22 protein-coding genes and 1 riboswitch are annotated in these 24,031 nt (G+C 62.4%); of the genes, 19 read left to right on the forward strand and 3 right to left on the reverse strand.

All coding sequences use genetic code 11. The features are described 5' to 3' along the window. Positions 1-22 precede the first annotated feature (22 nt). The 18 genes from tspO to ACP7BX_RS12600 all read left to right on the forward strand — a co-directional run bounded on the left by tspO (position 23) and on the right by ACP7BX_RS12600 (position 20,418). Positions 23-463: a tryptophan-rich sensory protein TspO gene (gene tspO / locus ACP7BX_RS12515; protein ID WP_033897135.1), complete on the forward strand. Its 441-nt coding sequence runs from the start codon at positions 23-25 to the stop codon at positions 461-463. Continuing rightward, positions 463-1,407, forward strand: coding sequence for an alpha/beta hydrolase fold domain-containing protein (locus ACP7BX_RS12520; protein ID WP_426126764.1), 945 nt, complete (start codon positions 463-465; stop codon positions 1,405-1,407). Before tspO ends, ACP7BX_RS12520 begins: the two co-directional genes overlap by 1 nt. A gap of 35 nt (positions 1,408-1,442) precedes the next feature. Further along, positions 1,443-1,982: a hypothetical protein gene (locus tag ACP7BX_RS12525; RefSeq protein ID WP_426126766.1), complete on the forward strand. Its 540-nt coding sequence runs from the start codon at positions 1,443-1,445 to the stop codon at positions 1,980-1,982. Further along, the gene (locus tag ACP7BX_RS12530) at positions 1,979-2,476 is read left to right on the forward strand and encodes a GNAT family N-acetyltransferase (RefSeq protein WP_426126768.1); all 498 of its coding nucleotides are present in this window, start codon (positions 1,979-1,981) and stop codon (positions 2,474-2,476) included. The genes ACP7BX_RS12525 and ACP7BX_RS12530 overlap by 4 nt, the downstream gene beginning before the upstream one ends. 132 nt (positions 2,477-2,608) lie before the next feature. Further along, positions 2,609-3,235 (forward strand): response regulator transcription factor, encoded by a 627-nt coding sequence (locus ACP7BX_RS12535; protein ID WP_269131411.1) that lies wholly within the window; start codon positions 2,609-2,611, stop codon positions 3,233-3,235. A gap of 157 nt (positions 3,236-3,392) precedes the next feature. Then, positions 3,393-4,457 carry a fimbrial protein gene (locus ACP7BX_RS12540; protein ID WP_426126771.1) on the forward strand — a complete coding sequence of 355 codons (1,065 nt, stop codon included), beginning with the start codon at positions 3,393-3,395 and terminating at the stop codon, positions 4,455-4,457. 253 nt (positions 4,458-4,710) lie between these two features. Further along, on the forward strand, positions 4,711-5,259 hold the full coding sequence (locus ACP7BX_RS12545; RefSeq protein WP_061449092.1) for a fimbrial protein: 549 nt from the start codon (positions 4,711-4,713) through the stop codon (positions 5,257-5,259). Between the two features lie 54 nt (positions 5,260-5,313). Beyond that, positions 5,314-6,072: a fimbrial biogenesis chaperone gene (locus ACP7BX_RS12550; RefSeq protein ID WP_426126773.1), complete on the forward strand. Its 759-nt coding sequence runs from the start codon at positions 5,314-5,316 to the stop codon at positions 6,070-6,072. 75 nt (positions 6,073-6,147) lie between these two features. Then, a complete protein-coding gene (locus ACP7BX_RS12555; protein WP_426126775.1) occupies positions 6,148-8,649 on the forward strand; it encodes a fimbria/pilus outer membrane usher protein in 2,502 nt (833 codons plus the stop codon). Positions 8,650-8,950: 301 nt separating this feature from the next. Beyond that, positions 8,951-9,484 carry a fimbrial protein gene (locus ACP7BX_RS12560; protein ID WP_426126777.1) on the forward strand — a complete coding sequence of 178 codons (534 nt, stop codon included), beginning with the start codon at positions 8,951-8,953 and terminating at the stop codon, positions 9,482-9,484. Positions 9,485-9,630: 146 nt separating this feature from the next. Continuing rightward, the gene (locus ACP7BX_RS12565; RefSeq protein ID WP_426126779.1) at positions 9,631-12,009 is read left to right on the forward strand and encodes a fimbria/pilus outer membrane usher protein; all 2,379 of its coding nucleotides are present in this window, start codon (positions 9,631-9,633) and stop codon (positions 12,007-12,009) included. Positions 12,010-12,042: 33 nt separating this feature from the next. Further along, a complete protein-coding gene (locus ACP7BX_RS12570; RefSeq protein WP_038843411.1) occupies positions 12,043-12,768 on the forward strand; it encodes a fimbrial biogenesis chaperone in 726 nt (241 codons plus the stop codon). Then, entirely contained in the window at positions 12,765-13,781 is a 1,017-nt protein-coding gene (locus ACP7BX_RS12575; protein ID WP_426126781.1) for a fimbrial protein, read from the forward strand. The genes ACP7BX_RS12570 and ACP7BX_RS12575 overlap by 4 nt, the downstream gene beginning before the upstream one ends. A 111-nt stretch (positions 13,782-13,892) precedes the next feature. Beyond that, positions 13,893-14,714: an EAL domain-containing protein gene (locus ACP7BX_RS12580; RefSeq protein ID WP_426126783.1), complete on the forward strand. Its 822-nt coding sequence runs from the start codon at positions 13,893-13,895 to the stop codon at positions 14,712-14,714. Positions 14,715-14,864: 150 nt separating this feature from the next. Continuing rightward, entirely contained in the window at positions 14,865-15,491 is a 627-nt protein-coding gene (locus tag ACP7BX_RS12585; protein WP_033897124.1) for a response regulator transcription factor, read from the forward strand. Further along, complete coding sequence (locus tag ACP7BX_RS12590) at positions 15,492-18,782, forward strand: transporter substrate-binding domain-containing protein (protein WP_426126785.1); 3,291 nt, start codon at positions 15,492-15,494, stop codon at positions 18,780-18,782. A 110-nt stretch (positions 18,783-18,892) separates the two neighbouring features. Then, positions 18,893-20,101: an EAL domain-containing response regulator gene (locus ACP7BX_RS12595; RefSeq protein ID WP_426126787.1), complete on the forward strand. Its 1,209-nt coding sequence runs from the start codon at positions 18,893-18,895 to the stop codon at positions 20,099-20,101. Further along, the gene (locus ACP7BX_RS12600; protein WP_426126789.1) at positions 20,098-20,418 is read left to right on the forward strand and encodes a response regulator; all 321 of its coding nucleotides are present in this window, start codon (positions 20,098-20,100) and stop codon (positions 20,416-20,418) included. Before ACP7BX_RS12595 ends, ACP7BX_RS12600 begins: the two co-directional genes overlap by 4 nt. Here the strand turns inward: ACP7BX_RS12600 and ACP7BX_RS12605 are convergent. Genes ACP7BX_RS12605 through ACP7BX_RS12615 form a run of 3 tightly spaced genes read right to left on the reverse strand, consistent with a single transcriptional unit; the run spans position 20,415 to position 23,187 of the window. Next, positions 20,415-21,179, reverse strand: coding sequence for an ABC transporter ATP-binding protein (locus ACP7BX_RS12605; protein ID WP_033901825.1), 765 nt, complete (start codon positions 21,177-21,179; stop codon positions 20,415-20,417). The two genes, ACP7BX_RS12600 and ACP7BX_RS12605, sit on opposite strands and share 4 nt — an antisense overlap. Beyond that, positions 21,176-22,180, reverse strand: a complete 1,005-nt coding sequence (locus ACP7BX_RS12610; RefSeq protein WP_269131401.1) for a FecCD family ABC transporter permease — start codon at positions 22,178-22,180, stop codon at positions 21,176-21,178. Before ACP7BX_RS12610 ends, ACP7BX_RS12605 begins: the two co-directional genes overlap by 4 nt. Continuing rightward, complete coding sequence (locus ACP7BX_RS12615) at positions 22,177-23,187, reverse strand: ABC transporter substrate-binding protein (protein WP_426126792.1); 1,011 nt, start codon at positions 23,185-23,187, stop codon at positions 22,177-22,179. Before ACP7BX_RS12615 ends, ACP7BX_RS12610 begins: the two co-directional genes overlap by 4 nt. 102 nt (positions 23,188-23,289) lie before the next feature. Continuing rightward, positions 23,290-23,484: riboswitch (cobalamin riboswitch) on the reverse strand. Positions 23,485-23,587: 103 nt separating this feature from the next. Between ACP7BX_RS12615 and ACP7BX_RS12620 the strand changes: the two genes are divergently transcribed. Next, positions 23,588-24,031: a hypothetical protein gene (locus ACP7BX_RS12620; protein ID WP_426126793.1), complete on the forward strand. Its 444-nt coding sequence runs from the start codon at positions 23,588-23,590 to the stop codon at positions 24,029-24,031.

Raw genomic sequence — 24,031 nt, forward strand, 5'->3', positions numbered from 1 at the left:
AATGCCCAGCCAAGGACCGACTATGACCTTCTTCATCTTCCTGCTCGCCTGCGCCGCCGCTGCCAGTACCGGCATGCTCTTCAAACCGGGTGCCTGGTATGAATCCCTGGTCAAGCCCAGCTTCACGCCGCCCAATTGGCTGTTCCCGGTGGCGTGGACGATTATCTACCTGCTGCTGGCCTGGGCCGGTTACCGCCTCAGCCTGATTCCGGGCAGCCAAACCGTGTTGGCGCTGTGGGCGGCGCAGATTGCGTTGAACACCTTGTGGACGCCGGTGTTTTTCGGCGCCCATCGCATCCTCGCCGGGATGGTGATTCTGGCGGTGTTGTGGCTGACCGTGGCGACGATGGTGGTGCTGGCGGTGCAGTTGGACCTGATCACCGGCTTGATCCTGTTCCCGTACCTGGCGTGGCTGTGTGTGGCGGCGGCGCTGAACTTCTCGATCCTGCGGAATAACCGCTGATGGCCGTTAAAGCCTGGCCCGCCAGCGAGCCCGAACGGGCCGAGATGCGGCGCTTCAACCAAAAGCTCGCCTGGATGCCGCGCTTCAAGATCCGTAATCGCGTCACGCCGCGTTTGATCCAGGCGCTGTTGCGGGCCAGTCAAAAAATCAAGCGAGCGCCTCCGGCGCAAACCCACTACGTCGATTCAGTCCCCGTGCGCATCCTGCGCCCCAGCGGCAAGCCCAAGGGCGTGGTGCTGGATATCCACGGTGGCGGCTGGGTGATCGGCAATGCGCAGATGGATGACGACCTCAACCTGGGCCTGGTCAACGCCTGCGACGTGGCGGTGGTGTCGGTGGATTATCGGCTGGCGGTCGACACGCCGGTCGAAGGGCTGATGGACGACTGCCTGGCGTCGGCGCGGTGGCTGCTCACCACTGAGGAGTTTGCCGGCCTGCCGGTGATCGTCGTCGGCGAATCGGCCGGCGGGCACCTGGCGGCGGCGACCTTGCTGGCGTTGAAGCAATGGCCAACGCTGCTCCAGCGGGTGAGTGGGGCGGTGTTGTATTACGGCGTCTACGACTTGACCGGCACACCCAGCGTGCGCGCGGCGGGGCCCGACACGTTGTTGCTGGACGGGCCGGGCATGGTCGAAGCACTGCGCCTGCTCACGCCGGGGTTGAGCGACGACGCGCGACGCCAGCCGCCGTTGTCACCCTTGTATGGCGACTTCGACGGCTTGCCGCCGGCGTTGATGTTCGTGGGTGAGCTGGATCCGTTGAAGGATGACACGCTGCTGATAGCCGAGCGATGGCCGGGGGCGGAGGCGCATTTGCTGCCGGAGGCGGCCCATGGGTTTATTCATTTTCCGGTGGCGATGGGGGCAAGTGTGCTTGCCTACAGCCGCCGGTGGATCAGTCAACGCGTCGGTGGGGGAGTACTCAATCTCCCTTCGTCCGGGTAACCTTGCGCTCCCCCCATTCAAGCCAAGGACAGCACGTGAAGGTTCTTCAAGGATTCATCGGTCTATCGGCGCTTTGCCTGCTGGCCGGCTGTGAGCAAGTCACCGAGAAAACCCTGCGTTTCGACGTGCCCTACGGCTACTTCGAGACCGCCTGGCGCCAGGACGTTACGGGCAAGGGCCAGTTGACGTGCAAGGTGACCACCGACACCCAGGACCGTGGCGAGAAGTGGGTGCCTTCGGTCATCCTTGCGGCCGCCGAGGATGCGGCCGAAGACGATACGTTGTTTCTTTCCAGTTACACGCCCACTGACAATGACCTGCGCTTGTTCCAGGTGCGCACCTTCAACAAGGCAGTGCCGGTGATCGACATGTTTTTCCATCGCGCTCCCGATCAAAACGGCGTGTATACGCTGCGCCTGTCCTGGCAGACGGATGGGGCTATCGGCTATCAAGTCGAAAACGCTGGGGTATGGGAAGAAAAGAAGCTCGTCCAGAAGCCGGGCTTCCGCGTGCGTCATGTGAGCGTGCATGCGTCGGGCATGAAGGGCAACGCGGTGTGTGAACTGCGCCAGTGATCATCCAGGCCGTCACCCGCGCCGACATCCCCGAGGTGCTGGCCTTTACTTTACAGGCCCGCGCCGAGCTGTTTCCCAAGCTCAGCGCAGCCGGCGTGCCTGCCGACCTGGCGAACTTTGAATCCACCTACCTGCAGGGCGACGGCCAATTCCTGATCGCCCGCCATAGTGGCGCAATCGTTGCCGCTATTGGCTATCTGCCCTACGACCAGCGATTTCCTCAGTTGGATTTTCATGCGATCAAGACGGTAGAGGTGGTACGCCTGTTCGTGCTTCCGGCGTTTCGGCGTGGCGGATTGGCCGGTGAGCTGTATCAAGCGTTGAAGGCCTTGGCCAGACAGAACGGGGTCGATGCGCTCTACCTGCACACGCATCCCTTCCTGCCGGGTGCCATCGATTTCTGGGTGCGCCAAGGCTTCAGCGTCATCGACATCGAAGCGGACCCTCTCTGGCAGACCACCCACATGGAATACCGCTTCCCGCCGACGGTTTAGGGGGTTGCTGGGAAAAATCCTACGAATCAGAAGGATGAAACCTAACTATCCCGTTGTTCCTTCCCTTGATCATTCATCCCCTTCGGCCTTCTGAGCCGCAAGGGATGGCAACCCCAGGGGAAAGGAGGCGGTATGTATCGCGCGTTAGTGGTGGATGAGCACCCGTTTATCCGCGCATCGGTCAAAGCGTTGCTGGCCGGGCAAGGGTTCGGCGCTGTGGGTGAAACCGACAACGGCGCGCAGGCGGTGCAATGGGCGAGCGAGCGGGCGCCTGATCTGGTGATCCTGGAAATCATGCTGCCCGACCAGGAGGGCCTGGATGTGATTGCCCAACTGACCCGCCTTAACCCTCCATGCAAGGTGCTGGTGCTGACCGCGCAATCGGCGCAGTGCTATGCCACCCGCTGCCGCAAGGCCGGTGCGGCGGGGTTTGTGTCCAAGTGCGATGCGTTGGAGGAACTGGTGAAAGGGGTGAAGACGCTGATGGACGGCTATACCTTTTTCCCCGACCTGGCCACTCACGCGGTGCGGCGCGTGGATGTGCAAAGCACGGACGGCGAGTTGATTGCGCGGTTGTCCGAGCGTGAGCTGAGCATCTTGCAGCAGTTGTCCCTGGGCCTGAGCAACAAGCAGATCGGTGAGGCGCTGCGGATCAGCAACAAGACCGTCAGCACCTACAAGACCCGCCTGATCGAAAAACTCAACGTCAAGTCGGTGGTGTACCTGGCGGAATTTGCCCGGCGTAACGATTTGGTGTGAGGTTTTGCGTGGGAAATTTCCTACAGCTTGGCGGGAAGGAAGCTACGGGTTAGGTGATGTCCAGTGCCGATAATCGTGGCTCATCCGGCTTGTGGGCCGGGCCTCGATCAACAGGCGACACCCCTGGCAGGCAGTCGCTTTCATCAGGGCTTCACACATGAACATCAGATCAACCCTCGCGTACTGTTTCGCGGTATCGGCGCTCGCGCTGGCGGCGGCGCCAGCCATGGCGGCCTGTACCTGGGAATCGAACAACGGCACGCCCAAGCAACTCACACTCGCCGCCGGCACGGTGTTCGCCCCACGTGACGTGCCCATCGGCACCACCCTCAACAACAACGCGCCGATACGCACGGTGTCGTTCAATGATCGCCTGGTGTGTGGCCTGGTCGCGCGCTACGCCACCACGCTGATCGGCCCGCTGGCCACGAATATCCCGGTGGACGTGGTACGGGTGCCGGCCAGTTCGCTGTTGCAGACCAATGTGCCGGGCGTCGGTCTGGCTATCTACATGACCGGCTTTGCGACCCCGTGGCAGGGGCAGGCGGACAACCCGAGCCGGTTTGTCCCGTTCGAACTCAACCTGAATATTTCCTACGCCCTCAGTGGCATGAGTGGCGCGCTGATGCGCTATGCATTGATCAAGACCGGCGACATTGCCCCCGGCACCCACACCATCAATCAACTGGTGGCCAGGGGCGATTCGGACCGTGGTCATATCTTCGACCTGACGTTCACCGCCACGGTGACGGTGGCCGGTTGCTCGATGCCGACGGCGCCGGGTGACCAGATCACGGTGCCCATGGGCACCTGGGAAAAGCGCGTGTTCAACGGTAAAAACTCCACCACGCCGGCCCAGCCGTTTGCGATCACGCTCAATTCCTGCATCGCCGGCAGTAACTATCCGAGCAACACCAACGGCTATTTCAATGGCAACTACGCCAATATCCAGATCGATGGCAACAAGACCTCGAACATCCTCGACGCGGCCAACGGCATCTTGAGCCTGTCGAGCGATTCCACGGCCCAAGGCGTGGCCATCCAGGTGCTGCGCAACGACAACACGCCGATGAACCTGGGCCAACCGGTGCGGCTCACGCAGATCGTCAATGGCACCACCACGGTGCCGCTCAAGGCGCGGTATATCCAGACCGCCGACGGGCCAACGCCCACGCCGGGTTCAGCGAATGGCTACGCGAGCTTTTCCGTGACCTATCGCTGAGCTTTCCCAGCGCAATACCCACCACGCCACTGGTTCATCGAGCCTGTGGCGTGGTTTTTTTGGGTGAATGTCCGGAACTTTTTTGTGGGAATTTTCCTACAAGCGAGGCGACGTTTCCTACATAGCCGTACTGCCCATCTTTCGATAATGAACCCAGACGAAACGCGCTGGCCCTTACCTGGGCCGCCACGTCGCCGAGTCTGAAGGCCTTCATTCGGCCACCAGACATTCCTTCATAACTGTGGATGTGATCATGAAAAAGTTTGCTCTCAAAGGTTTGACCCTCGCCCTGGTTCTGGCAGGTACTTCGCAGGCGGCACTGGCGGCCGACGGCGAAATCAACTTCATCGGCAGCGTCACCGACAACACCTGCCCGGTGGTAGTCGAGGACCTCAACGGTTCGGCCGGCGCCGGTGATGTGGGCCTGGGCAGCGTGCCCGTGACGTCCCTGGCGTCGGCCGGCCAAGTGGCAGGCGGTGGCGCGTTCACCCTGACCATCGACACCACCGCCCCAGGCTGCAGCGTGACCGGCAAGAAAGCCGTGGTGAAGTTCCTGTCCCTGAGCGGCAACGCCGGTGCCAGCGGCCAGTGGATCGGCCTGTCGCCGGAAGCCGGTGTGGCCACCAACGTCGCCGTGCAGATCAAGGATGCCACCGGCAAGGACGTGCAAGTGGGCCTGGAGTCCTCGCCGTACCTGGACCTCACCCAGCCGCTGCGCTTTACCGCCAACTACATCGCCACCGGCGCGGCCACGGCGGGCCCGGCCAACGCCAAGGCGGCGTTCACCGTCGACTACCAGTAAGCCCTGTGCAACGCCCCGGCCCACTTGGGTTGGGGCGCCAAGAGGAGGATCGAGATGAAACGTTTTGCGACCCCTTTCAAAACCACGTCTTTCAATACCACCCCTTTCAAAAGCACGGCGCTACTTGCATTGCTGCTGCTCAGCGGCATCAGCCAGGCCGGTGTGATGCTCGGCGGTACGCGTATCGTGTTCGACGGCAACAAGCGCGACGCCTCTATCACCGTTGGCAACACCACCGCACAGCCCTATGCGGTGCAGACCTGGGTCAACACCGAGGCGGATGACAACACCACGCCGACCCCCTTCGTGGCCACGCCGCCGCTGTTTCGCCTGGACCCGCACAAAGAGCAGATGGTGCGCATCCAGAAAGTGCCGGGCGCGCTGCCCGAGGACCGCGAGTCGGTGTTCTATTTCAATGCCCAGGAAATTCCGGTGGCCGCCAAGGCCGACGAGAACACCCTGAAGATCGCCATGCGCACCCGCATCAAACTGTTCTACCGCCCGGCCGGCCTCAAGGGCAATACGCTGGATGCACTGCCGCAACTGCGCTGGAGCCTGGTGCAGGAACAGGGCAGGACCCTGCTGGAGGTGAACAACCCGTCGGCCTTCCACGTGTCGTTCATTGGCGTGAAGGCCATGGGCGGCGGGCAGACCGTCGAGGTGGACGAGCCGAAAATGGTCGCCCCCATGAGCCGCCAGCGCTACGCACTACCGGGGTTCACCGCCCGCACCGGCGAGGTGATGTTCTCCGCCATCAATGATTTCGGCGGCTACAGCGAGCCGAGCAAAGTCGCCATCACCAGCGCCCCCTGACGCTGTCGTCCATTCCCTTGCGAACCTGACCACACGTTGCCGCCGCAGCGTGATGGCCTCGTATTGAGTGCTGCCATGCGAACCTATGCCTTGAACCTTGACTGCCTGACCGTGCCCTTCACGCCTTTGCGCTTGTCCGCCGCCGTGCTGGCCGCGTTGATGGGCGGCGTGGCGTTTGCCGAAGAGCCGGCGAAGTTTGATGCCAGTTTCATGCAGTCCTTTGGCGGCACCAGCGCCGGGCCGAACCTGGACCTGGACGCCATCGCCAACAGCGGCAGCATTGGCCCGGGCACCTACCCGGTGGTGATTCGCCTGAACCAGAGCTTTTTCGATCGGCGCGACATGACCTTCGCCAAGGATGAAGCCAGCGGTGAAGTACGGGTTTGTCTGTCCGAGGCGTTTCTCAAGGAGCTGGGTGTAAAGCTGGAGGCGTTCCAGGTGCCGGGTGACGCGTTGCCGGCATGCATTGACCTGGCGGCCATGGTCGAGGGCGCGTCGGTGAGTTTCGACGCCAACCACCTGGCCCTCGATATCAGCGTGCCGCAGATCGCCCTGCGCCGGGATGCGGCCGGTTATGTCGCGCCTCAAGACTGGGACCGTGGCATTAACGCGGCGATGCTCAACTATCAGTTTTCCGCAGCGCAGACCCAGTCTGACAGGCGCGGCAGCGGCAGCCAGTACAACCTGTATGCCAATGGCGGTTTCAATCTGGGCGACTGGCGTTTTCGCAGCAGCTCTTCATTCCGCCAGGATGAGGAGGGCCAGCAGGATTGGCAGCGCAGCAACACCTACGCGCAACGCGACCTCACCGCACTCAAGGGCACCCTGACCCTGGGCGAGAGTTTCACGCCGGGGGATGTGTTCGACAGCATCCCGTTCCGTGGCGTGCAGGTGGCGTCGGACATGGGCATGTTGCCGGACTCGATGCAGGGTTACGCGCCGATCATCCGTGGCATTGCCGAAAGCCAGGCCAAGGTTGAAGTGCGCCAGAACGGATTTTCCCTCTATACCACCTACGTGGCCCCCGGCGCGTTCGAGATCGATGACCTCAACGCCGCCTCGGGCAGCGGCGACCTGGAAATCATCATCACCGAGGCCGACGGCCGCGAGCGCCGCTTCACCCAGCCTTACGCCACCTTGGGCAATATGCTGCGGGAAAAAACCTGGCGCTACAGCATGACCCTGGGTGAATACAACGCTGTGGACGGTGGCCAGCGCCCCGCATTTGCCCAGGCATCGTTGGCCTACGGCCTGCCTTTTGACCTGACGCTGTATGGCGGCCTGCTGGGCGCGGATTTCTACCGCGCCGGGGTGGTGGGCGTCGGCAAGAGCCTGGGCAGCCTGGGGGCGGTGTCGGTGGATGTCTCCCAGGCCCAGGCGGATGTGCCCCAGGTGCAGGGCGGCCAGCAAAAAGGCCAGAGCGTGAGCGTGCGTTATGGCAAGGCCTTCGAGACGGGCACTTCGGTGCGTTTTGCCGGGTATCGCTATTCCACCGAGGGCTACCGTGACTTCGAGGAGGCCGTGCGCCTGCAGGACCCCAACGACTATTTCGGCCTGTCCAAGCGCAGCAAGGTCGAGGCCAGTGTCAATCAGGCCCTGGGCAGCCGTGGCTCGTTCTACCTCAACATGAGCCAGCAGCATTATTGGGGGTCTTCGCGCCAGGACCAGCAGATGCAATTGGGCTTCAACACCCAGCACAAAGGCGTGACCTACGGCGTGTATGCCAGCAAGACCCTCACCGACAACTACGGCGAGAACAACCAGGTGGTGTTCACCGTGTCGATGCCCATCGGCCAGACGCGCAGCACGGCTACTTACTCGGTCACCCGCAACAATGACGGCAGCCTGGACCAGCGTGCCGGCCTCAGCGGCAACGACGGCAACCTGACGTACAACGTCAACGCCAACCGCTCGGACCTGGCCGGCAACAATGGCTCGGCCCTGGTGGGTTACCGTGCACCCTATGCCCAGCTGGGCGCAGGTGTCAGCGTGGGCAGCGGCTACCGGCAGGCCTCGGTGAGTGCATCGGGTTCGGTGCTGGCCCATGGCGATGGCGTGGAGTTTGGTCAGGCGCTCAGCGAAACCGTGGCCCTGGTGGAAATCAAGGACACGCCCAATGTCGGCGTGCTCAATGCTCCCGGCACCCTCACCAACCAGAAGGGCTATGCGCTGGTGCCCTACGTGACGCCGTATCGCAAGAACCGCGTGGCCCTGGACACTGGCGAACTGGACACCAGCGTCGACATCGACGACGGCGTGACCAACGTGGTGCCGCGCCGTGGCGCAGTGGTCAAGGCGACGTTTGCCGCGCGTCGCTCAGAAAAAGTCGTGCTCAGTGTGCGCTTGCAGGACGGTTCGCTGCCGCCGTTCGGCACCACGGTGCTCGACGACAAGGGCGTGAGCGCAGGCGTGGTCGGGCAGGCCGGGCAGGTGCTGATCGCCGTCGACGAGGGCAAGGTCTACAGCATGAAGTGGGGCGAGAAAGCTGCGCAGCGTTGCACCGTCGAGTTGGATATCAGCAAGACCGCGCCGGTGGATGGCTACCGGGTGATGGAGGCAATCTGCAAAGCGCCTTGATGGGGGAAGAGGTTTTATCTGAAGGTCTATTCGTCGAGAAAATTCCTACAGTTTGCGGGGAAGGAACTTACATTTCCAAGTAAGGCCGACGCTCATGATTCCTCCCGCCATAGAGATGTTTGAACTTCTTCAATAGCCAGGTTGTTAGCGACGCTTTAACTGAACGAACAGCCAAAACACTTAACGTGTTTTAACGGATGCGCGCTGTTCTTCGGGATGGGGATTTAGATAAGTGTCGGTAGTGTCTGTTTGGGAAGTCGGGTTTCTGGGCCTAACCATAATTAACCCTAGAGTTGAACTCATGAAAAAGATTGTCGCTGTTACTGCCGCTGCTGTTGCCATGGGCCTTGCTTCCTTCGCCAACGCGGCCACGCCGGCGAGCGGTAACCCAGGCACCGTGCGTTTCATCGGTGAAATCGTTTCGGGCGCCTGCGGCATCGACGCCAATTCCCTGGACCAGACCGTGTCCCTGGGCCAGGTACCGTCGAACCAGTTCCGTGCCATCGGTGATCGCTCCACGCCGACCAAATTCGACATCATCCTGACCGAGTGCGATACCTCCACCCAGCAGAACGCGCGCTTCACCTTCAGCGGCGTGCAAGACCCGGCGGTACCGGGCCTGTTCGCCACCACCGGCCTGGCCCAGAACGTCGGTATCCGCCTGCAGGCCAGCGCCGGCGAGATGCTCGACAACGGTAAGGAACAAGTTGCACCGGTGGTATTGCAGAACGGCAACAACACCGTGACCTTCGCCGCCATGTACGAAGCCACCGCCGCCACCGTGACCACCGGTGAAGCGGACAGCGTTGCCAACTTCACCGTGGCTTACAACTGATAGTGCTTTATCGGTTGTGATGAAAAAGGGGCGCGAGCCCCTTTTTTCTTGCCTGTTGCCTGGTTGATAAAAGGGTTATTTCCGTGGGCTGTCGCAAACTTTTCGTGTCTTGCGTATTACTTTCCTGCGCGCGTTATTCCTTCGCGGTGGAATTTAATTCGGAGTTCTTGAATATCGATTCTGACGATCACGTCAGCCTCGGGCAGTTCACCCAAGCGCACTACACGGTGCCCGGCAGTTATGTGGTGGATATCGTGGTCAACCAACGTTATTTCGGAACACGCTCTATTGAATTCAACAATGGCGGTTCGGCGCAGGACAGTTATGCCTGCTTGCCCGAAGCGCTGGTGGCGACCTTCGGTCTCAAGCCCGAATTGTTCGAAAGCCTGCCGCGCCTTGCCGATGGCCAGTGCGTGGACCTCACCGCGATCACCAACGCCTCGATCAACTACGCGCAGAACCTTGGCCGACTGGTGATCAGCCTGCCCCAGGCGTCGTTTGAATATGACGACCCCAACTACATTCCGCCCGCCGCCTGGAGCGACGGGCTGGACGGTGCGCTGCTGGATTACCGGGTGATCGCCAACCAGCGCCAGTCCACCACCAGCGGCAACTCCACGGTATTGCAGAGCTACGGCACCGCCGGTTTGAACATCGATGCCTGGCGCCTGCGGGCCGACTACCAGGCCCAGCAAGACAGCGGCAGCCAGGGCGGGCGCGGCAATGAGCAGGCGTTCCAGCTCAACCGGCTGTACGCCTACCGCGCGCTGCCGTCGATTCGCTCGAAACTCTCGGTGGGCGAGGATTACCTCAACTCCGACGTGTTCGACACCTTCGCCCTGCGCGGGGTGAGCCTGAGCAGCGATGACCGCATGCTGCCGCCCAATCTACGCGGCTATGCGCCGTTGATCAGCGGCCTGGCGCGCACCAACGCGAGGGTGACCGTGGCCCAGCAGGGCCGCGTGTTGTATTCCACCACGGTGACGCCGGGCGCGTTCAGCATCCAGGACCTCAACAGCAGTGTGCAGGGCACGCTGGACGTGACCGTGCATGAGGAAGACGGCACCGAGCAGACCTTTACCGTGACCACGGCGGCGGTGCCGTTCCTGTCCCGTAAGGGCGAATTGCGCTACAAAGTGTCGGCGGGCCAGCCGCGCTTGACCGGCAAGGGCGGCACCGAGCCGGGTTTCGTTGCGTCCGAACTGGCTTATGGCCTGTCCCAGGACTGGACACTCTACGGCGGCGTGCTGGCGGCCAGCGACTACCTCTCCCATGCCGTGGGCCTGGGCAAGGACCTCGGCGTGTTCGGCGCGATTTCCGCCGACGTCACCACTTCCAGGGCCACGCTGCGCAACAGCGCCGAGACCGTGGTGGGCAACTCCTACCGCATCAACTATTCCAAGCACTTCGATGCGATTGGCGCGGATCTGCGCTTCCTCGGCTACCGCTTTTCCGACCGCACCTTCACCACCTTCTCGCAGTTTGTCGGGGATCCGGATGCCTATTCGCTGAATGCCGGCAAGCAGCGCTATTCAGTGATGCTGGCCAAGCGTTTTGCGTGGCTGTCCACCAGCCTGTCGTTTGACCATTCCACCTATTGGGACGCCGCGCCCTCGGACCGTTTCGGCCTGTCGCTGGCGCGCAGTTTTGCCGTGGGCAATGTGAAGAACATCAACGTCAACCTGTCGGCGTTCCAGACCCGCAACGCGCAGAACCGCGACACCCAGCTGTACCTGGGGGTGAGCGTGCCGCTGGGGGGCAATTCGATGATGTCCGCGACGGTGCAGCGCGCCAGCCCCGGCGCAACGTCAACCAGTGTCGGCTACAGCCACGACGATGGCGAAGGCATGAACTACCAGGTGTACGGCGGCATGGGCGACAACAAATACGTGAATGCCTATGTCGGCAAGCGTGCGTCCACCTACCGCGCCAATGCCTCGGCCACCACCGATGGCAGCACCTACCGCTCTCTGACCGGCGAGTTCGACAGCTCGTTGGTGGTGACCCGCTACGGCGTCACGGCCCATGGCAATGGCTCCAATGGCGATACGCGGTTGTTGGTGTCGACCGACGGCGTGCCGGACGTGGCCTTCACCGGACAGGCGCGCTCCAACCGCGACGGCTACACGGTGATGGATGGGCTGCCGGCGTTCCAGGCCTATGAGGCGCGGGTGAACATCGAAAAACTGCCGCTCAAGACCGAAGTGTCCAACCCGATCCAGCGCCTGGCGTTGACTGAGGGCGCCATCGGCTACGTCAACTTCGCTGCCGCCCAGGGCTACAACGCCTATGTCGAACTGACCCAGGCCAATGGCCAGGTGGTGCCGTTCGGGGCGTCGGTGCAGGACAAACACACCCACAAGGAAGTCGGCATCGTCGGGGAGGCGGGCATCACATATTTGCTCGGCGCCAAGGCCGGGGCCGAGCTGGTGGCGCGCTGGGACGACAGCCATGTCTGTGCATTGGCGGTGCTGCCGCCGGAAGACGTCGTGACCAACATCCCGACACCCGTGCGGTGTTTGTGACCCCCCTAATCCGTTGACTTGGAGTGTTCCCTGATGTCTCGATTGATGTTCAACCGTATCGCGCGCCTGGCCGTGCTGTGTGTGCCGTTGTTGGCCAACGCGGCCGTGGTGCCGGACCGCACCCGCGTGATTTTCGAAGAGAGCGCCACTTCGGTGAGCGTCACGGTCAGCAACAAGAACCTGCAACTGCCGTTTGTGGTGCAGTCCTGGATCGAGGACGAGCAGGGCAAGAAAATCACCACGCCGTTCATGGTGCTGCCGCCGCTGCAACGTATCGAGCCGAATGAGAGCAGCGTGCTGCGTATTGTGAAGTTGCCGCAGACCACGCTGCCCACGGACCGTGAATCGGTGTTCTACCTCAACATCCGTGAGATCCCGCCCAAGAGCGAGGCGGTCAATGCGATGCAGATCGCCTTGCAGTCGAAGATCAAGTTGTTCTATCGCCCGGCCTCGGTGAAGCGTGAACGCGGCGCCGACATGGCCGAGGGGCTGAGCCTGGTGATCGACCCGGCGGCCAAGCAATTGCAAGTGAGCAACCCGACGCCGTTCCACATCACCGTGGTCGGCCTGCTGGTGGGCCCGCAGAAAACCAAGATGCCAGTGGAAACAGTGATGATCGCACCCCATGCCAGCGCACGTTTGCCGCTGGCCAGCCTTGGGTTCAGCGAGTTGCGGGTGTCGAACATGAATGATTTCGGCGGGCAGACCGACACGCTGTTCACCTGCACTGCCACCGCGTGCCAGGCCGTGAAGCCATGACCGGTTGGGGCCCGAGGCTGTGCCTGGCGGCGTTGTTGCTGGTGTTTTCCCAGACGTCATGGGCGCTGTTGTGCAAGTCACTGGATGACGGCAGTTACCTGAGTGAATACATCGGCCCGGTGTCGGTGCCGGATACGGTGCCGGACGGCACGATCATCTGGCGTTCGAAGACCCATGTGGTGCCGGCCGACTGCTGGAAGCTGCGCGACCTCCACTACCTGGAAGATGACCCGATCTATTTCTACGGTAATCCTGCGGGCCTCAACGCGACGGCGTGGGGTATCGAGTTTGGTTTGGTCTACCGGCAGGTCACCGCTTGGGACGGCGACTGGAGTTCCAACCCGACCCAGGGCGTGAACACTGGTTTCGTTTCCCGTGGCTGTCCTGGGGCGACCAACAATGCCGAGATGCTGCCGTGTTCCCTGGCCCGACCGAGCATCGCGTTCCAGGTGGTGATTCGCAAGCGTGGGCTGCAGCCGCTGCAGCGACCCTCACAGGACACCTACGATGTGTTCCAGTTTGACGGCCTGTATGGCCTTAACGGTGGGCCGAGCAACCCGACCGGCAACTTCCGTTTCCAGCTCAGTGGTTTGCAGAACATCGTCGGCACCGCGTGCACGGTGGACGTCACCGTGACCCCGGAGCCGGGCATTGTGGATTTCGGCGTGATCCAGAAAACCACCACCGGTTTCTCGCCGCCCAACCCTACCAAGCCGTTCAGCCTGGCCCTGGAGAAAAAGTGCAGCACCGCCCTGAACATCGGCGCCACGCTGGTGACGGCCAATCAGCAGGGCCTTTACAACGTATTGCCGAAGGCGGACAGCCAGTTCGGCATCCAGGTACGCGACGCCCGCAACAATCTGGTGCCGATCAACGAGCCGTTTCCCCTGGCAGTGTTCGCGGCCAACGTCAGCCACATCGACGTGCCCTTCAGCGCCTCCGTCGTGGCGTTGGGCGACCCGCAGGTCGGGCCGTTCGAAGCCGTGATGGTGGTGCAGGTGATTTACTATTGAGGGCTTTGTGTCGGAATTTTCCTACAGGCCTGTCGGATAGAAGCTACGACCTGTGTCCACCTCGCTCGCCACTATGTCGGCTCTCGGTTCGGTTGAGTGATGGGGTAGACGATGACCTTTCCACCAGGACAGGTGCTGGAAAAACAGGCGGGGGAGCGTGGCCTTCTACCCACCGAAGACGAGGTGCGCCGTGGCCTGGCCCTGGGTGAGTTCCGCGCCTGGTTCCAACCGCAACTGCACTTGCACAGCAAGGCAGTCACCGGAGTGGAAGCCCTGGTGCGCTGGGAGCATCCGGCGCGCGGTGTATTACTGCCGGCCGATTTCCTGGGGGCGGTGCTGGCCTATGATTTGATCGACCAGATGTTCACGCAATTGCTGGAGCAGGGTTTGGGGGTGCTGGGGATTCTGCGTCACCAGGGCGTGAGCCTGATGCTGGCGTTCAACCTGCATGCCTCGCAACTGGCCAGCCCAGCGTTGGTCGAGCACATCCGGCAGGCCCTGGAACGTCATCGCTTCAAGGGTTCGACACTCACCTTCGAACTGGCGGAAAACGGCGTACTGGTGTGTGCGCCACAGACCCGCGAGAACCTGCTGCGCCTCAAACTGCTGGGTTGCGGTTTGTCACTGGACGATTTCGGCCTGGGGTTTTCCTCGCTCAAGTCGCTGTGCCAACTGCCGTTCAACCAGATCAAGCTGCATGGCAAGTTCGTGCAGCGCCTGGACCGTTTGCGCAATCGCTCGATGGTTGCCGGTACACGGGCTCTGGTGCGTTCGCTGGACATGACCCTGGTTATCGAAGGCGTCAGCAGCCCTCGGGTGTGCGCGGGTTTGCTGGAACTCGGCTGCGAAGTTGGCCAGGGTTATCACCTGGCGCGGCCCATGACCGGAAGGGACTTGTTGCAGTGGCTGGACAAGGCGGTCATTGCGCCGTGAAAACTTCCCTGCACGGCGCGGTAATTCTTAGGAAATTTCCTACAATTGAGCGATGCTCATGTATTTTCGGCGAGTGCATTTCATGGATGAGGCCTTATGCCGTCCATGGCGTTGGCACGCTCGTACGTCGGCTGTCTTACAGAGGTCTGTATGCATAAAGCGATAGTTGTGGACGATCACCCGTTCATTCGCTCTTCCGTCAAGATGTTGCTCAACCAGGAACACTTTGAAGTGGTCGCCGAGGCGGACAACGGTGCCGACGCGGTGCAGCTGGTGCGCGAGCATGCGCCGGACCTGGTGGTGCTGGACATCACCATGCCCAAGTTGGACGGGCTTGAAGTCATTTCGCGGATCAGCGGCCTGGGCGTGCCGACCAAAGTGCTGGTGTTGACCTCCCAGTCGGCGCTGTTCTATTCGATGCGCTGCATGAAGGCCGGTGCGGCTGGATTCATCTCCAAGACCAATGGCCTGGACGAACTGGTCAAGGCTATCAAGGCCGTGATGGGCGGCTATACCTTCTTTCCCAATCTGGCCACCAGTTCGGTGCGGCGCAGTGATGCCGATGCGACGGACCTGGAGTTGATCCAGAGCTTGTCCGATCGCGAGCTGACGATTTTGCAGCAATTGGCCCTGGGCCTGAGCAACAAGGAAATCGGTGACTCGATGCTGCTCAGCAACAAGACCGTCAGCACCTACAAGACGCGACTGATCGAAAAACTCAAGGTGAAGTCCGTGGTGTACCTGGCCGATTTCGCCAAGCGCAACAGCCTGATCTAGATGAAGCGATTTCTCGGAACCTACGTGGCCGGCCTGCTGTTGCTGGGGGCGCTGGCGGCGGCACCGCCCGCACTGGCCTCCAGCGAGTCGTTGCACCTGCTCGGGCGTTCGACGGTGGAAGATTACTCGGTCGGCCTCGACGAGCCCGACTGGAACTGGTTGCGCCACAAACGCACGCTGGTGTTGGGCGCTTCGGCCCCGGACTACTCGCCCTTCGGCATGACCGGCAATGGTGACGACTACCAGGGCATCACCGCGGACTATGCACAACTGATCGCGCAGTTGCTGCACATGCAGGTCGATGTGCGCCGCTACAGCTCGCGCGCCGAGGTGATAGCCGCGCTGAAAAGCGGTGAGATCGACATGCTCGGCACGGCCAATGGTTTTGAGGCCGCGGACCCTGGGCTGGCCCTGTCCCAGGAGTACGCCAACGACCAGCCAGTATTGGTCACGCGGATCGGTGACAGCCAGAACCTGCCGCCGGACCTGGCGGGCAAGCACGTGGCGATGCTCTATCACTACCTGCCGCCGGACGCGGTCAAGGCGTTTTACCCCGAGGCGACCGTGCAACTGTTTCCGTCGACCTTGAGTGCGATCGGCGCGGTTGCGTTCGGCCAGGCCGATGTCTACCTGGGCGACTCCATCAGTTCCAACTACCTGATCAACAAGAACTACCTGAACAACGTCCAGCTCAGCGACTTCTCGCAGATGGAAGTACAGCCGTTCGCCTTTGCCGTCAGCCGCAGCAACGAGCGCTTGCTGCGCATCCTCAATACGGCGCTCACGACGATCCCGGCGGCGGAGCGCATGACCATCCTGCGTCGCTGGAGTGCCGGGGGCGCGAGCATGCCGGGTCGGCAGACGCTGCACTTCAGCAACAGCGAACAACGCTGGATGGAGCAGCATCCACGGGTGACGGTGGCGATCAATGAAAACTTCCTGCCGCTGACGTTTGTCGATGAAGACGGCAACTTCCGTGGCATCAGCGCCGATGTGCTGGCCAAGGTCAGCCTGCGCACCGGACTGCAATTCGATCTGCAGCGCGCCGAGTCGGTGCAGGACCTGATCGACCAGGTCACCAGCGGCAAGGCCGATATGCTGGCCGCGTTTACCCCCAGTGTCGAGCGTGAAAATGCCTTGCGCTTCACGCGGCCGTACCTGACCAACCCGTTTGTGCTGGTCACGCCCATCGGCGATGACAAGCCCCAGACCCTCGACCAGATGGCCGGCAAGCGCCTGGCCCTGGTCCAGGGCAATGTGATGCGTGAATACCTGCTGGAGCAGTTCCCCCAGGTGCAACTGGTGCCGGCGAAAAATGCCGTCGACGCCATGGCCATGGTGGCGAAGGGCGAAGTGGACGGCGCGATCAATTCCTTGATCAGTGCGCGCTACATGATCTCCCGGCAGTACCGCAATCGCTTGCAGGTCACCAGCACCGTTGGGACGATGCCGGCGCGGATCGCCCTGGCGACCAATCGCGGCGCGCTGGAGTTGTATTCGATCCTCGATAAGGCGCTGCTCAGCATCACCCCCGAGGAAATGGACGAGCTGACCAACCGCTGGCGCAACGAGGTGGTCATCGACGACAGCTATTGGCTGCGCAATCGCAGCGCGATTCTCCAGGGCTTTGCCATCGCGGCGGTATTGCTGGCACTGGCCTTGGGCTGGATCGGCTATTTGCGCTGGTTGATCGGCAAGCGGCGCGAGGCCGAGCGGGCGTTGAGCGAAGAACTCAGCGAGCGGCAGCGCTTGGTGCAGGAACTCCAAGTCGCCAAGGATGACGCTGACGCAGCCAACCGGGCGAAGACCACGTTCCTGGCGACCATGAGCCATGAGATCCGCACGCCGATGAATGCGGTGATTGGCATGCTCGAACTGGCGATGAAAAAAGCCGACAAGGGGGTGCTCGACCGTTCGGCCATCGAGGTCGCCTCAGGGGCGGCGCGGGGCTTATTGGACCTGATTGGCGATATTCTCGACATTGCGCGCATTGAATCCGGGCGCCTGTCGCTGGCGCCGGAGCGGGCCAACCTGCGTGAACTGATCGAGTCGGTGGCGCGGGTGTTCGATGGTCTCGCCCGACAGAAACAACTGCGCTTGCAGCTGGACCTGGAGGCACAGGTCAGTACCGAGGTGCTGATCGACCCGCAGCGTTTCAAGCAGGTGTTGTCCAACCTGCTGAGCAATGCGATCAAGTTTACCGATGCCGGCCAGGTGCGCCTGGTCGCCAGGGCGCACGTCTTGCCGGGGCAGGAACGCCTGGCCCTGTGCTTGCGCGTGGAGGACAGTGGGCGCGGTATCTCCGCACAAGACCAGCAACGCCTGTTCAGCCCGTTTACCCAGGCAGACAACCATGGCCAGGCGCCCCGTGGCGGCTCGGGGCTGGGGCTGGTGATCAGCCGCACCCTGTGCGAAATGATGGGCGGCACCCTGACCCTGGACAGCACGTTGGGGCAGGGCACGCAGATTGAAGTGCGCTTGGATGCACCGATCCTGGAACCTTGTGCACCCGTGGCCGAGGTTGAGCCCCAGGTGGCTGGCGAGGCCCTGAATATCCTGGTGATCGACGACTATCCGGCGAACCGGCTGTTGTTGTCGGAGCAACTGGGTTACCTGGGCCACCGGGTCACCGACGCCGAAGACGGCGCCCACGGCCTGCGGGCCTGGCGCAATGAACTGTTCGATGTGGTCATCACCGACTGCAATATGCCGATCATGAATGGCTATGCGTTGGCGCGGGCAATTCGCGCCGAAGAGGCCGCGCGCGGTTTGCATCGCGGCCTGGTGCTGGGCTTTACCGCCAATGCCTTGGCCGAAGAAAAAGTGCGCTGCGTCGAGGCCGGCATGGATGACTGCCTGTTCAAGCCGATCAGCCTCAAGGACCTGAGCGCACGCTTGGCGCAAGTCAAACCCCTGGCGGTGGTTCAACCCGACGCGCGGGCCGACATGCCACCGTTGGAAGACATCGACATCAGCAGCCTGGAGCAACTGGCCCGTGGCGACCAGGCGTCGGTCAAACGCCTGCTGGGCGACCTGGCCGTGAGCAATGACGGCGACATGGCCAAGCTCATGCGTTTGTTTACCCAGCACGATGTGCAAGGGCTCGCTGACCTGGCCCACCGGGTCAAGGGCGGTGCGCGGATTATCAGCGCCGCCGGCTTGATCCACGCGTGCGAGGCACTTGAGTCGGCGGCCCAAGGGCTGGACGCGGCGGCGCTGACGGCGGCCGTGGATACCTTGCAACAGTCGATGGAGCACTTGGCGGAGCAGTTGGAGGATTACCTGGCGTGAGGTGTGGGCGTTCTTGGGAAATTTCCTACAAGTGTAGAGACGTTTCCTAGGTCCACTTAGGCCAAGTCGCGAAACAATGGGGCACTTCTCTACAGACGAGTCCCGCCCTCATGACCTTTGCGCTACGTGTCCTGGTATTGGAAGACCATGCTTTCCAGCGCTCCGTTGCCGTCAAAATGCTTGAACACCTGGGCTGTGCCACGGTGTTCGAAGCTGCGGACGGTGCCCAGGCCCTGGCCCTGCTGGACCGCGAAGGCCCGGTGGACATCGCCCTCTGTGACTTGCAGATGGAAGGCATGGACGGCGTTGAGTTCATCCAGCGCGTCGGCGCCAGCGGGCAGGTCGGGTCGATCATCATCAGCAGCTCGTTGTCGCCGGACTTGCGCCGTGCGGTGCGCCAGATCGTCTCGTTGCTGGGGCTGGAGTTCCTCGGGGATGTGGAAAAACCTTTGCAGGCGGGGGCGCTGGAAGCATTGCTAAAAAAGCAGTTGCATGCCCGGCCTATCGCAGCCTGCCCACCCGATGACGCACCCGAGTGTGCCACCGAAGCCCAGATGCGCCGAGCGCTGGCCGAGGAGCAATTGCAGGCGTATTACCAACCCAAGTTCAACCTGCGCAGCGGCGCCGTGTGCGGGGTAGAAGTGTTGGCACGCTGGCAGCATCCCACGCGAGGCATCGTGTCGCCCGCCGTGTTTTTGCCGGCGCTGGAACGCCACGGTTTGCTGGATGAGGGCTTGTACCTGCAGATGCACCAGTCCTTGGCCGTGCACGAACAAGCGAGGTGCCAAGGCAGCCTGTTGAACATGGCGTTCAACCTGAGCGCCAGCCAGTTGGCCAATCGCGAGTTGGCTGGCAACATCAAGCAGATCCTGCAGAGCCACGGTGTGGCGGGCAGCCATGTCACCTTTGAAATCACCGAAAGCGGCCTGCTCGAAACCCCGAATGTCAGCCTGGAAAGCCTGGTGCGCCTGCGGATGATGGGCTGTCGCTTGTCGATCGATGACTTCGGCGCCGGGTTTTCCTCGATGCAGCGCCTGTGTCAGTTGCCCTTCAATGAAATCAAGCTGGATGCGGAGTTTGTACGCAACCTCAAGCATGAGCCGCGCTGCCTGGCGGTCATCGGCAGCACGTTGGCCTTGGGTGAGGCGCTGGACATGTCGGTGGTGATCGAAGGCATCGAAACGGCTGAGCAACACCGCGCATTGCTGGCGCTGGGCTGCACCCTCGGCCAAGGCTATTGGCATGCACGGCCCATGAGCGGCAGCGATCTGCTGGGCTGGTTGCATCACTCGGCTGCGGCCGTCGGGAGCCGGTCATGATCAACAAGGGCTTGCGCGTGATGATTGCCGACACCCAGCACGAACGGCGCCTGCGCCTGGAGCGTGACTTCAACCACCAGGGCTATTACGCCATTGCGCCGGTGTCGAGCCTGGACGAGCTGACGACGCTGCTCGGCTGTGGCGACCGTGCATTTGACCTGGTACTGATCAACGCCAACCTCGGCCGTGAGGTCCGCTTCAATCTCAAGGCGTTTTGCCAGAACCATCCGCTGATCCGCCAGGCGCTGATCTATCAGGTGCCCGAGTTGTTCGTGACCTTGTCACGTCACACCCAGCGTTCGCTTCAAGAGGCTTAGTTCGGGCGTAAACGCAGTATCTGTGCGCCATCGAACGGGTCTGTCAGGTAGTGTGCCTGTACGCCGAACGTCTCTTGCAAGCGCTGCGGCGTCAACACCTCCAGTGGTTTGCCCAACGCCACCAACCGCCCGTGATCCAGCACCGCCAGCCGATCGCAGGTCAGCGCCTGGTTCAGGTCATGCAGGGCAATCAAGGTGGTGACGGGCAACCCTTGCACCCCCTTCAAAATGCCCAGTTGATGCTGGATATCCAGGTGATTGGTCGGTTCATCCAGCAACAGGATCTGCGGCCGTTGCGCCAACGCACGGGCGATGTGCACGCGCTGGCGCTCACCGCCCGAGAGGCTGCGCCAGGCGCGATGGCTCAGGTGGGTGGCGTCGACGTCGTGCAGGGCCTGGTTGACGATGGCGTCGTCCTCCGGTGACCACGGGCTCAGCGCCGACAACCAAGGGGTGCGGCCCAGCGCCACGGCGTCGAACACGCGGATGGCGTCGTCGGTGTCGGCCTGCTGCTCCACCACCGCCAGTTGCTGCGCGATGGCGCGGCGCGACAGCTTGCCCAGGCGCTGGCCGCCCAGCAGCACTTCGCCGGACGCTGGGGTGCGCAGCCCGGCGAGCAACTTGAGCAAGGTGGATTTGCCGGAGCCGTTCGGCCCGACGATACCGAGGGTTTCGCCCGGCTGAACGTCCAGATGAATGTCGCTCAGCAACTGCGCCTCGCGCACTTTGAAACCCAATCCTGTGCAGCTCAGCACGGTCATCGCGCATTCCTCCGACCAATGAGGATCAGCGCAAACACCGGCGCACCGACCAGCGCCGTGACCACGCCGACCGGAATCACCTGGCCCTTGATCAAGGTGCGCGACAACACATCCGCCGCAATCAAGAACAACGCGCCGCCCAACGCACTGGCCGGCAGCAAGCGCGAATGCCCGGTGCCAAGCAACAGGCGCACGGCGTGGGGAATCACCAGCCCGACAAAGCCGATGGAACCGACAATCGACACCATCACCGCCGTCACCAAGGCCGCGCAGCCCACCAGCACGAACTGCACGCGGCGCACCGGAATACCGAGGGACGCCGCCGAGTCGCTGCCGAAGGTAAACGCATCCAGGGCGCGACGGTGCCACAGGCACACCGCCAAGCCTGCAACCGCCACCGGCACCGCCAGCCACACCGAAGGCCAGCGCACGCCACTGAGGTTACCGAGCAACCAGAACATGATGCCGCGCGCCTGTTCGGAACTGGCGGATTTGGTGATCAGGAACGCGGTGAGCGCATTGAACAGCTGCGACCCGGCAATGCCCGCCAGGATGATCTGGCCGGTGCCACTGGCCGAACCGCTGGCGCGCGCGAGCAGGATCACCAGCGCAAACGCGGCCATGGCGCCGACAAAAGCCCCCGCCGACAGCGAGATCAAGCCGCCGCCCACGCCCATCAACGCCACCAGCACTGCGCCGGTCGAAGCGCCGGCGCTGATGCCCAACAGGTACGGATCGGCCAGCGGGTTGCGCAACAGCGATTGCAATATCACGCCGCAGGTCGCCAGCCCAGCACCACACGCAGCGGCGACCAGGGCGCGGGTGAGGCGGTAGTTCCACACCACGCCTTCGTCGATGGGGTCGAGCACGTAGCCGGCCGCCCACAGTTTGTTGGCGAGGACCTGGAGTACCACCTGCGGCGAGATGGCGGTTTCGCCGATGGCGACGCCAGCCAATACAGCAGCCAGCAGCAGGGCCAGGGCGAGTAGGGTTCGGATCATTTGGACAGGTCGTAGCCGTCGATGGCCGTGGCCAGTTGTTCAAGGCCGTCGAACGTGCGGATGCTGGCCTGCAGCGCCATCGCGTCGAGGATGATGATGCGGTTGTTTTTCACCGCGTCCATGTTGCGGGTCACCGGGTCGCTGCGCAGGAAGGCGAGTTTCTTTTCATGGTCGTCGGCGGGGTAGCGGCGGCGGTCCATGCGCGCGATCACCAGCACGGTCGGGTTGGCCTTGGCGAGGGTTTCCCAGCCGACGGCGGGCCACTCTTCGTCCGACTGCACGACGTTATGCAAACCGAGGGTTTCCAGCATGAATTGCGGAATGCCCTTGTGGCCGGCCACATAAGGGTCGCTGGCCATCTCGGAACTGGAGAACCATACCAACGCGCTGGCTTGCTTGAGGCCCTTGCTTTGCACGGTGGCAACGGATTTGGCCAGGCGCGCCTTGAGTTCGTCGTTCAACTGTTGGCCACGCGCCTGCACGTCGAAGATCTCGGCGAGTTGGCTGATGCTTTTGTAAATGGTCTCGATACGGAACGGCTCCAGCCGCGTGCCGTCGGCGCCCACCAGGTTGTCCTTGCCTTCGCAGTCGGAGGGCAGCAGGTAGGTGGGGATTTTCAGTTCATGGAATTGCTCGCGGGTGCCGACCACGCCTTGCGGCCCGACCACCCATTCCAGCTCGGCGGCCACCAGCTGCGGGCGCTTGGCGATCACGGCTTCGAAGCTCGGTTCATTGTTGGCCAGGCGTTCGATGCTGTCGTTCTGCGCCTTGTACTGCGGCAATACGCTGTTGAACCACAGCGAAGTGCCGACCACATTGTCGCCCACGCCCAGGGCGTAGAGCATTTCGGTGGCGGCCTGGCCGATGGTCACGCTGCGGGCCGGGGCTTGCTGAAAGGTTAGGGTGCTGCCGCAGTTTTCCACGGTCAGCGGGTAGTGGGTGGGCGCGGCTTGGGCCAGGGCACAGAAACCCAGGCCGGTAAGCAGGGCGGTAACGCGTGGCAGCATGGGGCTATCTCCGAGTGAAGCGTGCGTGCCGTTCGGAAATACACCCTTGAACGCTGCGAGAGAGGCAGGCAAGAATGTCCTTCCCGGACACCCCGCCGGTTAGTAGTTGAGCTCGAGCCGGCAGGTCTCCTGACTGATGCGTCGTCGCCCGGCTCCGGCCTTCCCGGACAAGGTCCAGTGGCATCAAGGAGCAGGCTCAGCACCTACAGTTGCGGGGGCAGTTCCGATTGGCGCGGGTGTGCCGCGCTTCGGATTCCCTATTAGTCCCGTTTGGGAACCGGCGCGGTATGGTAGTCGATCGCGCGGTTGAACGGGAGGTCGTGAATTCAACGGTAGCTCTCTGGCGGTGAGGCTCCTATGATGCGCAGCCCATGGATCGCTTTATCACAAGGAATACACCGTGAAATCATTTGTCGCGCTCGTCTTTATCGCCACCCTGGCCGGTTGTGCCACCCAGGGTAAATCTGAAAAGCAGATCCTCGACGAGGCCTCCACCGCCTATGTCAAGTCGATGCCCGCCGACTCAGACAAGCTGCGCTTGCACACGATGAGCATCCCTAAAAGTGGGATGTTCGGCGACACCCTGGCGATTTCCCTGGCCGGTGACCAAAACGCTGCCAGCCTCAGGAGCGAATTGCTGAATACCAAGCGCTTGGGCGATGTGTTCTTCTTGATCATGGGGGCCGGCACCCCGGTCGATGTTGCCGTGATCGGCAAAGCCGTCGAAGGGCAGGACTTGAAGGGTTTGCAGATCTACTACTCGGGCACCGACGCACAGAAAGACCTCGTGCGTGCGGCGGTCGAGAAGTCGCAGGCGCAGTTTCATTACATCAGTGCGCAATGA

This window comes from Pseudomonas sp. DWP3-1-3b3 (assembly GCF_049896305.1).
In the GTDB taxonomy this organism is placed as follows: Bacteria; Pseudomonadota; Gammaproteobacteria; order Pseudomonadales; family Pseudomonadaceae; genus Aquipseudomonas; species Aquipseudomonas azotoformans_A.

Excerpts from the sequence above, each read along its gene's own strand:
- tspO (WP_033897135.1), top strand. The coding sequence starts at position 23 with ATGACCTTCTTCATCTTCCTGCTCGCCTGCGCCGCCGCTGCCAGTACC.
- ACP7BX_RS12520 (WP_426126764.1), top strand. The coding sequence starts at position 463 with ATGGCCGTTAAAGCCTGGCCCGCCAGCGAGCCCGAACGGGCCGAGATG.
- ACP7BX_RS12535 (WP_269131411.1), top strand. The coding sequence starts at position 2,609 with ATGTATCGCGCGTTAGTGGTGGATGAGCACCCGTTTATCCGCGCATCG.
- ACP7BX_RS12540 (WP_426126771.1), top strand. The coding sequence starts at position 3,393 with ATGAACATCAGATCAACCCTCGCGTACTGTTTCGCGGTATCGGCGCTC.
- ACP7BX_RS12545 (WP_061449092.1), top strand. The coding sequence starts at position 4,711 with ATGAAAAAGTTTGCTCTCAAAGGTTTGACCCTCGCCCTGGTTCTGGCA.
- ACP7BX_RS12550 (WP_426126773.1), top strand. The coding sequence starts at position 5,314 with ATGAAACGTTTTGCGACCCCTTTCAAAACCACGTCTTTCAATACCACC.
- ACP7BX_RS12555 (WP_426126775.1), top strand. The coding sequence starts at position 6,148 with ATGCGAACCTATGCCTTGAACCTTGACTGCCTGACCGTGCCCTTCACG.
- ACP7BX_RS12560 (WP_426126777.1), top strand. The coding sequence starts at position 8,951 with ATGAAAAAGATTGTCGCTGTTACTGCCGCTGCTGTTGCCATGGGCCTT.
- ACP7BX_RS12570 (WP_038843411.1), top strand. The coding sequence starts at position 12,043 with ATGTCTCGATTGATGTTCAACCGTATCGCGCGCCTGGCCGTGCTGTGT.
- ACP7BX_RS12575 (WP_426126781.1), top strand. The coding sequence starts at position 12,765 with ATGACCGGTTGGGGCCCGAGGCTGTGCCTGGCGGCGTTGTTGCTGGTG.
- ACP7BX_RS12580 (WP_426126783.1), top strand. The coding sequence starts at position 13,893 with ATGACCTTTCCACCAGGACAGGTGCTGGAAAAACAGGCGGGGGAGCGT.
- ACP7BX_RS12585 (WP_033897124.1), top strand. The coding sequence starts at position 14,865 with ATGCATAAAGCGATAGTTGTGGACGATCACCCGTTCATTCGCTCTTCC.
- ACP7BX_RS12590 (WP_426126785.1), top strand. The coding sequence starts at position 15,492 with ATGAAGCGATTTCTCGGAACCTACGTGGCCGGCCTGCTGTTGCTGGGG.
- ACP7BX_RS12595 (WP_426126787.1), top strand. The coding sequence starts at position 18,893 with ATGACCTTTGCGCTACGTGTCCTGGTATTGGAAGACCATGCTTTCCAG.
- ACP7BX_RS12600 (WP_426126789.1), top strand. The coding sequence starts at position 20,098 with ATGATCAACAAGGGCTTGCGCGTGATGATTGCCGACACCCAGCACGAA.
- ACP7BX_RS12605 (WP_033901825.1), bottom strand. The coding sequence starts at position 21,179 with ATGACCGTGCTGAGCTGCACAGGATTGGGTTTCAAAGTGCGCGAGGCG.
- ACP7BX_RS12610 (WP_269131401.1), bottom strand. The coding sequence starts at position 22,180 with ATGATCCGAACCCTACTCGCCCTGGCCCTGCTGCTGGCTGCTGTATTG.
- ACP7BX_RS12615 (WP_426126792.1), bottom strand. The coding sequence starts at position 23,187 with ATGCTGCCACGCGTTACCGCCCTGCTTACCGGCCTGGGTTTCTGTGCC.